This window comes from Sphingobacterium sp. UBA7249 (assembly GCF_002472835.1).
Lineage (GTDB): Bacteria > Bacteroidota > Bacteroidia > Sphingobacteriales > Sphingobacteriaceae > Sphingobacterium > Sphingobacterium prati.
In genome coordinates this window covers 23221-37966 of the sequence record NZ_DKST01000025.1, presented here as the reverse complement: position 1 = coordinate 37966, position 14746 = coordinate 23221, and the positions used below count along the sequence as shown (strand labels likewise).

Sequence of the window (14746 nt, the reverse complement as noted above, 5' to 3'; positions counted from 1 at the left end):
GAAATCGGGTAAAGCTATCTACAGCCAAAAGCAGACTGCAGACCATTCCTCCGATATTCTTATTTTAATTCTTTGACACCCATATTCCAGAGTGCAAAAGCATACTTGTCAACCGTACTATTGATCAACACTTCAGTAGACCGGCCAGCACCATGTCCTGCCTTTGTTTCGATACGGATCAACACCGGATTAGCACAAGCCTGTTTGGCCTGTAATTCGGAGGCAAACTTATAGGAGTGCGCCGGAACAACGCGGTCATCATGATCACCGGTCAATACCATGGTTGCCGGATAACAAACACCTGCTTTCACATTGTGCACGGGAGAATACGCTTTCAGGTAATCAAACATCTCTTTGCTGTCGCCGACTGTACCATAATCGTAGGACCAACCAGCACCAGCAGTGAAAGTATGATAACGCAACATATCCAATACCCCGACCTCTGGTAGCGCAACTTTAGCCACTTTAGGGTCGATGGTCATTGTCGCGCCAACAAGCAACCCACCATTGGAACCGCCTGACAAGGCCGTATATTCAGGCGAAGTATAGCCATTCTCCTGTAGATAATGTGCTGCTGCAATAAAATCGTTAAATACATTTAGCTTATTGAACTGTCTGCCGCCATCATGCCACTTTTGACCGTATTCACCGCCGCCGCGCAAATTTGGAACAGCATACACCCCACCATTTGCCAACCAGACCGCAACAGAAGTACTGAAAGCTGGCGTCAGGCTGATATTAAATCCACCATAACCGTAAACAATTGTTGGATTTTTGCCGTTCAAAACCAGCCCTTTCTTATAGGTAATAATCATGGGCACTTTCGTTCCGTCCTTGGAGGTATAAAACACCTGCTTCGATTCATATTGATTACTGTCAAACTTGACTTTCGGTTTGATATAAAGAGACGATTGCCCGGAATTGACATCAAACTTATAACTCGATGAAGGCGTAATATAATTCGAGAATCCAAAGTAGATTTCCTTTTCCTTTTTCTTACCCGAAAACCCACTCGCAGTCCCGACACCCGGCAATTCGATTTGTCTGATTTTTTTACCTGTATAATCGTATTGGATCACAACAGAGACAGCGTCTTTCAAATAATTTGCGAATAGATAACCACCGCCCGTGCTGATCGAAAGTACATTTTCAGTTTCAGGAATGACATCTTTCCAGTTTTCCTTGCCCGGTTGTTTTAGATCAACTTTCACCAAGCGGTTGTTGGCCGCCTTATAATTTGTCTCCAATAAAAAGGTATCGCCGATATTATCGACCACGCCCGTATTTGCATCAAAATGATCCTGTAGGCAAATAATTTTGCTATTGGGTTGACTCAGATCCTGGTAATACAGTTCATTTCCGGTTGTTGTATTGGCGGCAGAGATAATCAGATAACGTTGGTCATCCGTCAATGAAGCACCGACATAACGTCTTGGTGTCGCCGAACCGCCGAAAATTAACTGATCTGTAGATTGTGCTGTTTTGAGTTTATGATAATACAATTTATGCTGATCGGTCTTCTCGGATAGTTCCGATCCCTTGGGTTTATCGTAACTGGAATAATAAAATCCGTCGTTACCCTTCCAGGCGATCCCAGAAAACTTCACATCGACAAGTGTCTCTCCTACTGGGGCTTTATCCTTGGCATTCAATACAATTACTTTTCTCCAGTCTGAGCCGCCCTCAGAGATCGAATAAGCAACCAAACTTCCGTCCTTTGAAAAAGAAACATCGGCCAGGGAAGTCGATCCATCTTTTGAAAACGTATTTGGATCAAGAAAGATCTCTTCCACACCATTCTCGCCTTGCTTACGGTAAAGAACGGAATGTTGTTGAAGCCCATTATTCTTAAAGAAGTAGGTATAGGCCCCTTCTTTGAAAGGCGTTCCTATTTTCTCGTAATTCCAGATTTCCGTTAATTGTTCTTTCAACTTCGATCGGAAAGGAATCGTATTTAGATAATCAAAAGTGACTTTATTTTCAGCCTGGACCCAACTTTTAGTTTCTGCTGATCGATCATCTTCCAACCAACGATAGGGGTCTGCTACTTTCTCTCCCCAGAATTCGTCTACGACAGAGCCCTTGCTAGTCGTTGGATATTTCAATTGTTGTCCACAAACCGTCGTTGCAGTGCCAGTCATACCGATCATCATCAGAATAAGGCCAATTTTTTTATTTATCATAAAAAACTTTATACTTGTTTCATCCAAAAATAACAAATATAATTTCAGATTTCATAGAGATGGTTTAAAGTAATGTCATTATTACGGATCTTAAAAAACAATTCAACCCCGTAACCAAAGAGCAGGTATTAGCATTGAGGGAATATCCCGGATCGTTATTTTTACATCCGCTGAATTTTTTTTAGCTTTATTTAAATCTTCTAAATTATTCAACAATGCGCAAAAGAATCGCTTTCCTTTACTTGGTCATATCCATTTCTGCTATTGGTGTGAGTCAAGCGCAGCAGCTTTCGATGGATCAGCACTATCGTTCTACCCCCACTAAGGTGAACAACCTTATACATACCAAACTTGATGTCCACTTTGATTATAAAAATCAATTTTTGAACGGAAAAGAATGGGTCACGCTACAACCGCATTTCTACCCAACGGATTCACTGCGTCTAGACGCCAAAGGCATGGATATCAAGAAAATTGCGTTGGTCAATGGTCAACAGCTCGTTCCTTTAAAATATACGTACGAAAATAATTCCCTTCTGATTAGACTGGACCGCAATTACCTTTCAAATGAGAAATATACGATATACCTTGATTATACGGCCAAACCAAATCTATTAAAAGCACAAGGCAGTGCGGCAATTAATGATGCAAAAGGGCTTTATTTTATCAATCCCGATGAAAGCATGCCGAATAAACCGCGGCAGATCTGGACTCAGGGCGAGACAGAGGCATCTTCAGCCTGGTTTCCTACAATTGACCGTCCAAACCAGAAGACAACAGCCGAAATATCCATGACTGTTTTGGACAACTACACCAGTCTATCCAATGGTGCCCTGGTCAATCAGCAAAAAAATAACGACGGAACACGTACCGATACCTGGAAAATGGATCTCCCACATGCACCTTACCTGTTTATGATGGCCGTTGGAGATTTTAAGATCTATCACGATAAATACAATAATATCCCTGTTGATTATTACCTGGAACCGAAGTATGCGCCTTATGCGAAAGATATCTTTGGTAAAACTCCGGCCATGATGGATTTCTATGGTAAAACCTTAGGCGTTCCTTACCCTTGGAACAAGTATGCACAGATCGTCTGTCGCGATTATGTTTCTGGCGCCATGGAAAATACCACGGCGACCTTACATGGTGAACATGTTCAAAAGACCAAACGAGAACTTTTGGATGACAACGAAGAAGGCACCATTGCGCATGAGCTGTTCCATCAGTGGTTTGGTGATCTGGTGACGGCCGAATCCTGGTCCAACCTAACGATGAACGAATCTTTTGCAACCTTTGGTGAAATCATCTGGCATGAACATGATGGAGGGAAGGAAAAAGGCGATAAATCTAGATTTGAAAAACTACAATCATACCTCAAATCAACACTAAATGGTAATAGTCCAGCACTTGCGCGATACTATTACCATGACAAAGAAGATATGTTTGACAATATCAGCTATGCGAAAGGTTCGTTGATATTATATGCCTTAAAACAACAGATGGGCGATATGGCGTTCTATCAATCACTCAAAAAATACTTAACCGAAAACTCCTTCAAAACGGGGGAGCCACAACAGTTGCGCCTTGCAATGGAAGAAGTTACGGGTAAAGACTGGGCTCCGTATTTCAACCAGTGGTATTACAAAGGTGGTCATCCGATCCTCAAAGTAACCCGCAAAAATGAGAACAATATGCTTGTCCTCAACATCGATCAAGTGCAAGATTCCGCGGTTCAAACGTTCCAATTACCGTTTGTTATTGACATTTATACCAAGGAAGGCAAAATCAGCAAGACGGTACAGCTCAACCAACGCACCACGCAGTTTACTATTCCCCTAGCAAGTGCCCTCGAATTTATTGATATCGATCCCGAAAAAACACTGGTCGGCGAGATCCGTATCGATAAAACCGAAGCCGATTATCGCTATCAATATGAACATGCTCCTTCTTTTGCCAACCGTGTTGCTGCAGTATTATTTGCCTTTAAAAATCCAAAAACCAAATTTGGACAAGAGTTATTGACACAGGCATTGGCTGACAGCGATCCCGACCTTGTAGCGATGGCTATTCAGGGGATTGAGCTAACCGATCCAACTGTACACAAATCGACAGAAAAATTGATCGCATCGCTGGCCGAGAAATCAACAGCATCAATTATACGTGCATCAGCGATCGCTAAACTGGCTGGACTAAAAAGTAAAAAATATGAATCCCTGGTATTGAACGGTCTAAAAGATCAATCCTATATGGTTATTGCCAGCACATTAATGGCCATTAAAGCGAACTATCCTGCGCAGCTACAACAGGCACTCAAGCGCGTTGATGCAGATGCAGCTGAATATCTAAAGGCTCACATCGCAAACCTATCCAAATCATAAAATATATTGTGGGAGCGAATTTTGTATTCGCTTCCATTTTCTTTAGATTTGGGCACATGTCAACAAGAAAAAAAATCTATTTTGCCTCAGACTTCCACCTGGGATCCCATCCAGTGGAACGTTCGCGCGAAAGAGAACGGTCTATTATTCAGTGGCTCGACGAGATCAAAGTTGATGCCGCACAACTCTACCTTGTTGGCGATATTTTCGATTTTTGGTTTGAATATGCAACTGTAGTACCGAAAGGTTACATCCGGTTTTTGGGCAAACTAGCGGAAATTGCCGACCTCGGCATCGCAATTACGTTATTCAAGGGCAACCACGATATGTGGATGTTTGATTACCTCAAGAAGGAACTACACGCACAGATCATTGACAATGAGCTGGAACTTGAACTCGACAACAAACGTTTTTATATTCACCATGGCGATGGCTTAGGTTCGGGTGACTACAAATATAAATTGCTCAAGAAAGTATTTCGGAGCCGTATCTGCCAATGGTTATTTGCACGATTGCATCCCAACCTAGGGATAGGCATCGCCACCCGATGGTCCAAGCATAGCAGACTCTCCAATAATGAAGATGAGAAATTTCTAGGTGAAGACAAAGAATGGCTGATCGGTTACGCCAAGGAAATCGAGCGTAAGCAACACCACGATTTCTATCTGTTTGGTCATAGGCACCTTCCCTACGATGTCCAACTGGGTACTGAAAGCCGTATTGTCAACTTGGGTGAATGGATCAATTACTATACCTATGCGGTATGGGATGGAGAAACCTTACGTTTGGAAAAATGGGAGAAAAAATCGTAATTTCCTTAGCAGACTGCTTGTTGGGCTATCATTTTTTACAGCCTGAAAGCATCAATAAACTGGAGCAGATCAGTGAAAAACTTATCTGCAAAAGGAATAATCTACTGATCAGACAAGATAAGATACAGAAAGACATTTATTTTTTGGCCTCCGGATTAGCCCGGGTCTATTACGAAACCCCAGATCGGCAGATCACACTGGACTTTGTCTCTCCTGGCGGGACACTCATCTCGATGAACAGCTATGTGCATGATACCCCCGGATACGAAAACATCGACCTTCTCGAAGATAGTATAGTCTATAAAATTGACCAAAAACAGCTTTTTGCTCTTTACGAAAGTGATATTGCTCTAGCCAACTGGGGAAGGAAAATGGCTGAACTGGAATTTATCAAAGCCGAAAAGCGAACCATGTCCAAACTTTTTAATACGGCTCAGGAGCGTTATGCTGAACTGTTGAAGAAATATCCACAATACATACAACGGATCAAACTTGGCTACATAGCGTCCTATCTAGGGGTTAGCCAAGTGACTCTCAGCCGTATCCGGGCAAATATCCTTTCAAATTTTTAACATTTGTTAAAATTATTCTGCGGGAAAACCTAGAACTTTGTTCCTGAAACAAAAAAACAGAAATATGAATTGGGTATATTTAATTCTTGGCGGACTATGCGAAATTGGTTTTACCACCTGCTTGGGGAAAGCCAAGGATGCACAGGGCAATGCACAATGGCTTTGGTATGGAGCCTTTGTTGTTTTCCTATTCGCGAGTATGGGCTTGTTGATCAAAGCTACACAAACGCTTCCTCTTGGAACAGCCTACGCCGTATGGACCGGTATTGGTGCTGTCGGAACGGTTTTAATGGGTATTATCTTCTTTAAAGAACCAGCAGATTTCTGGCGCATATTCTTTATTTTCACACTGATTGCTTCCATTGTCGGCCTAAAAGCAGTTTCCTCTCATTAATAGCTGGCTAGGTAGTTCAAAAGCAACAAAATTTCCTTACTTTTGTACTCTCAATACTAATCTAGGTCATAAATTCCTAGAAGAAGCATTTTTGATATATGTTAGATAAATTACAAGCGATCAAAGAAAGATGGGAAGAAGTGGAAGCTGAATTAAGCAACCCTGATACCATGCAAGATATGAAACGTTTTGCCAAATTGAATAAAGAATACAAAGATTTGGGCAAAATCGTGGACCAATACCATATTTATAGAAATGTGGTCAGTAATATTGATACCAATAAGGACATCATCATGAACGAGAAGGATCAGGAACTTCGTGAGATGGCCAAGGAAGAATTGGATCTATTATTGGTTGAAAAGGAAGAAAAAGAAGAAGAAATCCGGTTGATGTTGATCCCTAAGGATCCGGAAGATGCCAAAAATGCCATTATCGAGATTCGTGGCGGAACAGGTGGTGACGAAGCGGCTTTATTTGCTGGCGACCTTTACCGCATGTATACCCGCTATTTTGAGACAAAAGGCTGGCGTAACGAGGTAATGGACGTGACCGAAGGTACTTCAGGCGGTTACAAAGAGGTTATCCTCAAAGTAATCGGTGAGGATGCTTATGGTCAATTGAAATATGAATCCGGAGTACATCGTGTACAACGTGTTCCCGATACGGAAACACAAGGCCGTGTACATACATCTGCAGCATCGGTAGCGGTATTGCCAGAAGCAGAAGAGGTGGATGTTGAAATCAATCCGGGAGATATTGAATTGCAGACCTCTCGTTCAGGTGGTGCCGGAGGGCAGAACGTAAATAAAGTGGAAACGAAAGTACAGCTTACGCACAAACCTTCGGGTATTGTTGTTGTTTGTCAAGTCGAACGCTCTCAATTGGCCAACCGCGAGCTGGCGATGGAGATGCTCCGCAACAAACTTTACGAACTTGAACTGAACAAAAAGAACGGTGATATTGCAGCAAAAAGAAAAACTTTGGTATCTACCGGAGACCGGTCTGCAAAAATACGCACCTATAATTATCCACAAGGTCGAGTGACTGAACATCGTATCGGTATGACAATGTACAACCTACCTGCAATTATGGATGGTGATATTCAAGGAATTATCGATGCACTGCAGTTTGCAGAGAATGCGGAGAAGATGAAAGACGGCCAAGTAGACTAGTTTTTTTTCAAAAAATCTTTGCAGATACGTAAACAAACGCTATATTTGCACACCTTCTGAGGAGAAGGGTTGAGGTCTGGTAGTTCAGCTGGTTAGAATACATGCCTGTCACGCATGGGGTCGCGGGTTCGAGTCCCGTCCAGACCGCTTCAAAAAAAGAGAGTAATCTCGGTAAGTTCTTTAACAAAATAAGTTTTTAAGATTTTTAGGTCTGGTAGTTCAGCTGGTTAGAATACATGCCTGTCACGCATGGGGTCGCGGGTTCGAGTCCCGTCCAGACCGCTAAAATTTTAAAAAAACACCTTGTTGGTCTGGTAGTTCAGCTGGTTAGAATACATGCCTGTCACGCATGGGGTCGCGGGTTCGAGTCCCGTCCAGACCGCCAAACAAAAAAAAAGCATCATTTGAATAAAATGATGCTTTTTTTTTGTTACACGAATTCCTTCACCTGTCTTTTTGTTTCATATTGCATCGTTTCCGAAACAATGCTTGATCTCATCGATCAGCTCTTGTGTACGGGGCACTTTGAATCGCACCCCAAGGTCAATCTTTGGATCATTTCCTTGCAGCGTACATTTGGAATAGACAGCAACCTGCTCATATTGTTGAGCATCCAAAGTACGGCAATCTTGCTATTGGAATAATTAACAATTTGTATTAAGTCACGGGACGTCTTCGCTTAATCATCCTACTGACACGATACAACATAAGTATGCTCACAACGGAGAGTAGAACGACAATAATTCCAAGTGTCGGATAATGCTCCAACGGACTTTCCTTGGTCTGTTGCACAATGATAACCCCGGCAAGGGAGGCTGCTACTCCCCCAGCCAACTGTTGTAAGGACGAACTAATGCTCATAAATGCCCCTCTGTCTTTCATCTCAGGAACCGCACTGATCAAAGCCGAAGAAGGTGTCATACGGCTCAGAATACCAGCCATCATCAGTATATTCAAAAAGATGACCAAATAAAATGGCGTAACCCCCAAATTTGTATAAATCAACACGACAACCATCAACCATAGCGATGCGAAAGCAAAGATTTTAAATTTATCGTAACGGTCGCTTAATTTACCAACGATAGGCATAATAATCAATGAAGCAACACCGGATATCATAAATAACATGGGCAGCTGCTCATGACTAACGTTCAGATTATTGACGGCGAAAGCACTTCCAAAAGGCATCATCATATAACCGCCGATGGAGAGCAGCGCAGTAGCCAAAAAGCCAATGCGATATTCCTTTTGTGAAAAAGTAGTCCAAAGATGTTTAAGTGCCGATTGACGCTTCTGCAGACCGATATGTGCCGTAATAGGAATTAATTTGACCGCAATGATAATGACAATAACCAAAGCCATTACTGCGATCCACAGGAAAGCACTGTGCCAGCCCCAGTTATTTGCGATATACAGACCTATTGGAATCCCCAGAACCTGACTGGCGCCAAAGCCCATCTGCACAAAGCCCATGACGCGTCCTCTTTGCTGAAGCGTAAATATATCAGTAATGATAGCCATCGAAATCGACCCAATGACACCGCCAAATAATCCGGTTACCACACGCGCTGCAACCAATGTCCAATAGTCATTGGCGAAACTGCAGAAGAAGGTCCCAATAATGAAACCGGAATAAAAAAACAGCAAAAGCTTCTTTCGGTCGAAGCGATCCGCAAAACCTGCCGTCAGCAGGCCTGACGCACCCGCACTAAAAGCGTAGGCCGAAACTGCAACCCCAAATTGAGCTGGTTTTAGATCGATGGCTTTCATCAAAATATCGCCCATCGGTGACATCACCATAAAATCAAGTACGACGGTAAATTGTGTAATCGCCAGCAAAAACACAACGAGTTTTTGGTACGCCGTAAACGGGGCATTCGCCTGTTGGTCTATTTCCATACGATAATGATGATCTTGGTTTAAACTGGGTTAAAAATACAGAAGCGCCGCAACATTCTAACTAATAAGTTTATAAAAATTATTTATATTTCATTTTAACACGCTTAAATCCACTTTTTTACCAAATCCTATGGTGTTTTGGCAGACCTCCAGCCAACATTTTACAATTCTTACCCGGCCCCTATCGGTAAATTCGCGGTAAACGCCCAAGCTACCATGTAATAAGCAAACCCACTGGATTGAATTTACCCACTACCTTACTTCTCTCGCAGAAACAGCTGATTTTATTAATGCCTATTGCATCCTTAAAAACAGCTAAGCTACTAAAGCCAGCAACTATAATAAAAAAAGCCAGCCCTTCTGTTTTAAGCGCTGGCTTTCATCGTTTTTAAAGCGTTTTTTATTCGGCAATAACAGCAAATTCAGCTCCTGACGCGAAATCATCACCATGTTGCGAACTCAATGCTATAAAGCGAATATAACGTCCTTTGACAGGCTTTTCAAACCGAACGGTTTTGAGTTTCTTACTCCGTTCGAATGTACCCGACATCAGGTCTTCCCAATTTTTGCCATCTTTACTTATCTGAATCTTATAATCCTTGATATCGCCATTTGCGCCATCCGGTCTCGGTAAAAAAGTAAAGCCTTTGATTGTTTTCACACTCGCGGCATCGAAATCAACCCAATGCGGATATTGAGCGACAGTGACTGAATACATCGTATGCCAGATCGACGAAGGATCTCCATCCAATAGGTTCTTGGCATCACCTTCACCGGTCTCCTGGCTGGAAGCAAAGACCACTTCCATCGGAACCGTCTCAATCTTGCTGTATTGTTGGGTTACTTTTAATTTTTCATTTCCCCGATACCAGGCCGTTATTGTTCCGCCCTGACGCAGATCAAAAGAATTCTTATAAATGTTTGCTTTTCCATTGTTCACCGTATACAGTACGGTCTCCGCTTTATTTCCCGAAAGAATGGATACCTCACCTGTTGAACTTCTGGCAAAAGAAATTGGGGCATCACCTGCAGTAGCCACCTGTGCTTTGGCCAGGTAGTCATTTTGTCGGACCGGACGGATAATAAATCCTATTGACGTGGGAACAGCTTTCACACGGTCTTTTTCCAATGGAGGCCCTTGACCACAACTATTGCCGCCGAGACCAGTAACCGCAGCATCCAGGTGCAAATGCACTCCCGAACTCTTTGGTAGCTGATAAGGGTGCGGTGCAAATGTCAATTCCAGTTCGCTGTATTCCAAAGCAGATGTCGCAAGATGTTCTTTCGCAATAAAGATCGCTCCTTGTCCATCCATATTGGTCAGGGATGTCCAGCGCACATCCTCATTATTACTCATATTCTGCGGATTGGGCCATGATACGAACTGATCTTTTACTGTACTTTTATGCAATTCAATAAATTGTGCCGTTTTACGATCCGCATAGTTATTGATCGGGCCACGTCCATAATAGGTATAGTTGCCAAATTCACCCGGCAATTGCAAGGAATAGCCCAGTCTTGCCAATACGACACTTGCATTATTCGAAGTGATACTAGATGACAATTCAATCGAACCATCCTGGTATATCGTCCAGATCTGATTGCTCGTAAACTTGAAATCATCATTGCCAAACGGTTTATCCGTATGCGCTTTGAGGGTATATGTTCCTGATGTTCCACCTAACAATGAAGCACCATAGGGAGCCTGAGACTCGATTGTAAATGCCAAAGCTACTGTCCCGTCTTTCTTCGTATAGCTATTTGAAGACAATACTTTATGTTTTAAGTTGTGTAAGCCCTTTTCAAACCATTGCTGATAAGCCCAGTTATCATTATCAACAGGTGCACGCAATGCATCCAGTTTAGGTCCTTCACCATCACGTATAATTTGCTTGTCAGCATACGCCAAACTATAGATCGACCCAGTCTTATTATCAAATTTTGCGACAAACTGATCCCCCTTCACGACCTGAAGCTCACCTTCCTTGGAAAGTATGGGATTTTTACCTTTGGCAACAGTCGAAATCAACGGTTTATTTTCCGCGGCTTTGACAAACAGCTGCTCTTCCATTTGGACAAAGCCCCTATTTGCCCATGGCTTATCCTCGTTGAGCAAAAATTGAACCTTGACAAAATATTCAGATCCCGCATCCAATTTAGCATATTCGATCGGTAGGACAACTTGTTTTTTCTGGCGCGCTTTGGGTAGATCAGCAGTGGCTATTATACCCGTGCTTTCAGCAACAGCTACTCCATCTTTGAACAGTGACCATTGAACCTGATAGTCACTAAGATCTTTGAAATAGTTTTTATTGAATAGTTCAATTTCTCCCCTTGGAATATCAACGGCCTTAACCCCTACATTTTGATAAACCTTTTTGACCTCATAATATTGAGGTTTGGGTTTCATATCGGCAAAGATCAATCCATTGTTGACGAAAGTACCGTCATTCGGCTTATCCCCAAAATCACCACCATAAGCCAGAAAGCGGTCGCCGGTTTTCTTATCGTAGTAATACATGGCCTGGTCGATCCAATCCCAGATTGCGCCGCCCATAAAGAAGTTGGTCGATTCGATGGCTTCCCAGTAATCAATTAAGTTACCGACAGCATTTCCCATGGAGTGCGCGTACTCAGAAATATGGAAAGGGTACTTCAGCTTGTAGGTTCCTTTGACAGCCCCTCTGACCCAGTCAATGGACGGATACTGATTTGAGCCCATATCTACGATTGCGTTGTTGCGTTCATACTGAACAGGTCTTGAGGTATCTATTTTCTTGATCGCATCATAAGCCGCTGCAAAATTATCTCCGGGACCAGCCTCGTTACCAAGTGACCAGATCACGATGGAAGGATGGTTGATGGTGGCATGCACCATTTCAATATTCCGTGCTACATGGGCATTTTTCCATTCAGGAACATGAGAAAGCGATTCCTTTCCATAATAGTATTGATGGCTTTCAATATTAGCCTCATCCTCAAGATAGATACCGTATTTGTCACAGAGGTAGTACCAATAGGGCGGCTCCGGATAGTGTGAATTGCGCACATGATTGATATTAGCACTTTTCATCAGCTTTACCTCGGCTTCCATCTGCTCCCGAGTAACGACTTTTCCATGTTCAGGATTCGTCTCATGGCGGTTCACACCTTTCAGCTTAACCGTTTTTCCGTTGATGTAGTAATAACGTCCGGCAAGACCAAATTCATCGTCAGATGCCTTGGTATCTTTAATTTCAACCTTCCGAAACCCGACATAAGTGGAAACCGTTTCAACCGTTTTATTTTTCTTGTCCTTTAATTCTGCTATTAAGGTATACCGATAGGGAAGTTCAGCGGACCATTTATCTGGATTTTTGACCGCTAATGTCGCTTCGATGCTATTCGAAGCCTTCGCATCCAACTGTGGAACGACAGCAGACACTTCAGCCTGATCTACCAAGGTATTTTCATCGCTATACAGTTTATTCTTATACAAGGAATAAACAACCTTATACCCCTCAGCTTTCTTACTGCCCAAATTACGGACGGTACCCGTAATTTTCAATGCACCATCCTCATAGTAGTCATCCAATGTCGGAATTGCTGCCAGATCACGAATTTGGATCTTGGGTGTTGAAGTCAGGAATACATCGCGAAATATTCCCGGCAAGCGAAACATATCCTGGTCTTCCAAGAATGATGCGTCCGAGCTGCGGTAGACTTCTACCGCCAACACGTTCTCTCCGTCTTTTTTCAAGAAAGGAGAAATATTAAATGAAGCGAGGTTTCTGGAATTTTTTGAAAAACCAACATATTTGCCATTCACCCAAAGGTAGAAAAATGAGTCTACCCCATCAAAATTGAGAAATACCTCACGACCGTCCCAATCCTTCGGAACGGTAAAATTACGGCGGTATGAACCGACTTCATTACGGTATACATAAGTGGTCCAATCTTGCGGAGGTGTACGCATCACCCCTCCACGCCAGTCATCTACCTTGACCTGGTGTTGAAAAATCACGCGCTGGTTGGTGTAAATAGGCACACCATATTTTAAGCTGCCATCCTTCTGAATACCAAAGATGTTCCAGCTCATTGGAACAGGTACGGACTCCCAGGCATTGACATCATAGTTAGGATCATAAAAATCCTTTGGCCGTTCTTCCGGTGCCTTTACCCAATGGAACTTCCAGGAACCGTTGAGTGAGCGCCAAAAGTTACTATGCTCGGGAAGTACTTTTCTTGCGGTTTCGACGTTTGAAAAGGAAAAGAATGAAGCGTGTGGTAATTCCTTATTGAGGGATAGCAATTGTGGCGATTCCCATTCATTCCCTTTTGGAGATAACATATTTTCATATTGGAAGCCTGCGATAGGAGCCGTGAATGACTGTCCTGTCGTCGAGGTCGAATGAAGGGACAGCAACGAAGCCAGCAAGGTTGAAAAAATAACGGATTTTCTTAACATAATGTATTTAAGCATTTTAGTTCAGGAAACCAAATGTAACTTCATTTAAGAGGAATAACAAGCAGATTATTAAAGCACTCGATTGCGAAACTTTTTCGATACATAGAAAAAGTAAATGATATATCGCTCGACTGAAAATTGAGAAAAAAACAAATGCTTTCGGTTTCAGGGAATAAGCAGTATTTTTGGGCATAGATTTCGCGTTAAACAAATAAAAGTTTACGTTTGAAAATATTTTGGAGATTTTTATTTTTCAAAGGGTTACAATTTAGGCATTAAGGTATTAATAGGTGAGTAAATTCAGTAAATCAGTCCTGCTAGAAAATGATGAGCAAATCATTGAAGGCCTTAAAGAAGGCAATAGCTTGGCGATAGATAGTATCTATAAACGATATTATCCGTCCATAAGCCATATGATACTGCAAAACAATGGAAGTGAGGATGAAGCAAAGGATATTTTTCAGGAAGCTGTGATTGTGCTCTATGATAAAGTTGCCAAAGGCGACTTTGAACTCAGCAGCAAACTAAAAACATATCTTTACTCGATTTGCCGGAGGCTTTGGCTAAAGCAACTCAATCGTGCTGGTTTTGGCAATAGTGACATTAGCGGTTATGAAGACTCTTTATTTGAGGAAGAAGATTTACAACAGCATCAAGAACTTGAGAAAAAGTTTGATCAAATGGAGCTTGCGCTGGAGAAAATGGGTGAACCCTGTAAGACAATCTTACATGATTTCTATATCTTAAACCACTCGATGCAGGACATCTGTGAAAAATTTGGGTATACTAATACAGATAACGCCAAGACTCAAAAGTATAAATGCCTACAACGGCTGAAAAAAATATTTTTTTCAGCAGATTAAAATTTGAGTAACACCATGGG

10 protein-coding genes and 3 tRNA genes are annotated in these 14746 nt (G+C 42.3%); 10 read left to right on the top strand and 3 right to left on the bottom strand.

Annotated features, from left to right (window positions below; all coding sequences use genetic code 11):
- Positions 1-59: 59 nt before the first annotated feature.
- On the bottom strand, positions 60-2183 hold the full coding sequence (locus B4A24_RS16820; RefSeq protein ID WP_293946229.1) for a prolyl oligopeptidase family serine peptidase: 2124 nt from the start codon (positions 2181-2183) through the stop codon (positions 60-62).
- 215 nt (positions 2184-2398) lie between these two features.
- Between B4A24_RS16820 and B4A24_RS16815 the strand changes: the two genes are divergently transcribed.
- From B4A24_RS16815 to B4A24_RS16775, 9 genes are all read left to right on the top strand, one after another.
- A complete protein-coding gene (locus tag B4A24_RS16815) occupies positions 2399-4567 on the top strand; it encodes a M1 family metallopeptidase (RefSeq protein WP_293946228.1) in 2169 nt (722 codons plus the stop codon).
- Between the two features lie 56 nt (positions 4568-4623).
- A complete protein-coding gene (locus B4A24_RS16810; RefSeq protein ID WP_288809073.1) occupies positions 4624-5379 on the top strand; it encodes a UDP-2,3-diacylglucosamine diphosphatase in 756 nt (251 codons plus the stop codon).
- Positions 5361-5951 carry a Crp/Fnr family transcriptional regulator gene (locus tag B4A24_RS16805; protein WP_293946227.1) on the top strand — a complete coding sequence of 197 codons (591 nt, stop codon included), beginning with the start codon at positions 5361-5363 and terminating at the stop codon, positions 5949-5951. The genes B4A24_RS16810 and B4A24_RS16805 overlap by 19 nt, the downstream gene beginning before the upstream one ends.
- A gap of 64 nt (positions 5952-6015) precedes the next feature.
- Positions 6016-6345 (top strand): DMT family transporter, encoded by a 330-nt coding sequence (locus tag B4A24_RS16800; protein ID WP_293946226.1) that lies wholly within the window; start codon positions 6016-6018, stop codon positions 6343-6345.
- A gap of 98 nt (positions 6346-6443) precedes the next feature.
- Positions 6444-7517, top strand: coding sequence for a peptide chain release factor 1 (gene prfA, locus B4A24_RS16795; protein ID WP_172393609.1), 1074 nt, complete (start codon positions 6444-6446; stop codon positions 7515-7517).
- A gap of 73 nt (positions 7518-7590) precedes the next feature.
- Positions 7591-7664 (top strand) — tRNA-Asp (locus B4A24_RS16790).
- 61 nt (positions 7665-7725) lie between these two features.
- A tRNA-Asp gene (locus B4A24_RS16785) sits at positions 7726-7799 on the top strand.
- A 26-nt stretch (positions 7800-7825) separates the two neighbouring features.
- Positions 7826-7902, top strand: a tRNA-Asp gene (locus tag B4A24_RS16780).
- A 100-nt stretch (positions 7903-8002) separates the two neighbouring features.
- Positions 8003-8161 (top strand): hypothetical protein, encoded by a 159-nt coding sequence (locus B4A24_RS16775; protein ID WP_293946225.1) that lies wholly within the window; start codon positions 8003-8005, stop codon positions 8159-8161.
- A 13-nt stretch (positions 8162-8174) separates the two neighbouring features.
- Here the strand turns inward: B4A24_RS16775 and B4A24_RS16770 are convergent, their stop codons facing one another.
- Together B4A24_RS16770 and B4A24_RS16765 are read right to left on the bottom strand one after the other, a co-directional pair.
- Positions 8175-9416 (bottom strand): MFS transporter, encoded by a 1242-nt coding sequence (locus B4A24_RS16770; RefSeq protein WP_293946224.1) that lies wholly within the window; start codon positions 9414-9416, stop codon positions 8175-8177.
- 400 nt (positions 9417-9816) lie between these two features.
- Entirely contained in the window at positions 9817-13863 is a 4047-nt protein-coding gene (locus tag B4A24_RS16765; protein WP_293946223.1) for a glycoside hydrolase family 2 TIM barrel-domain containing protein, read from the bottom strand.
- A 290-nt stretch (positions 13864-14153) separates the two neighbouring features.
- Between B4A24_RS16765 and B4A24_RS16760 the strand changes: the two genes are divergently transcribed.
- On the top strand, positions 14154-14726 hold the full coding sequence (locus B4A24_RS16760; protein ID WP_288809060.1) for an RNA polymerase sigma factor: 573 nt from the start codon (positions 14154-14156) through the stop codon (positions 14724-14726).
- Positions 14727-14746 lie beyond the last annotated feature (20 nt).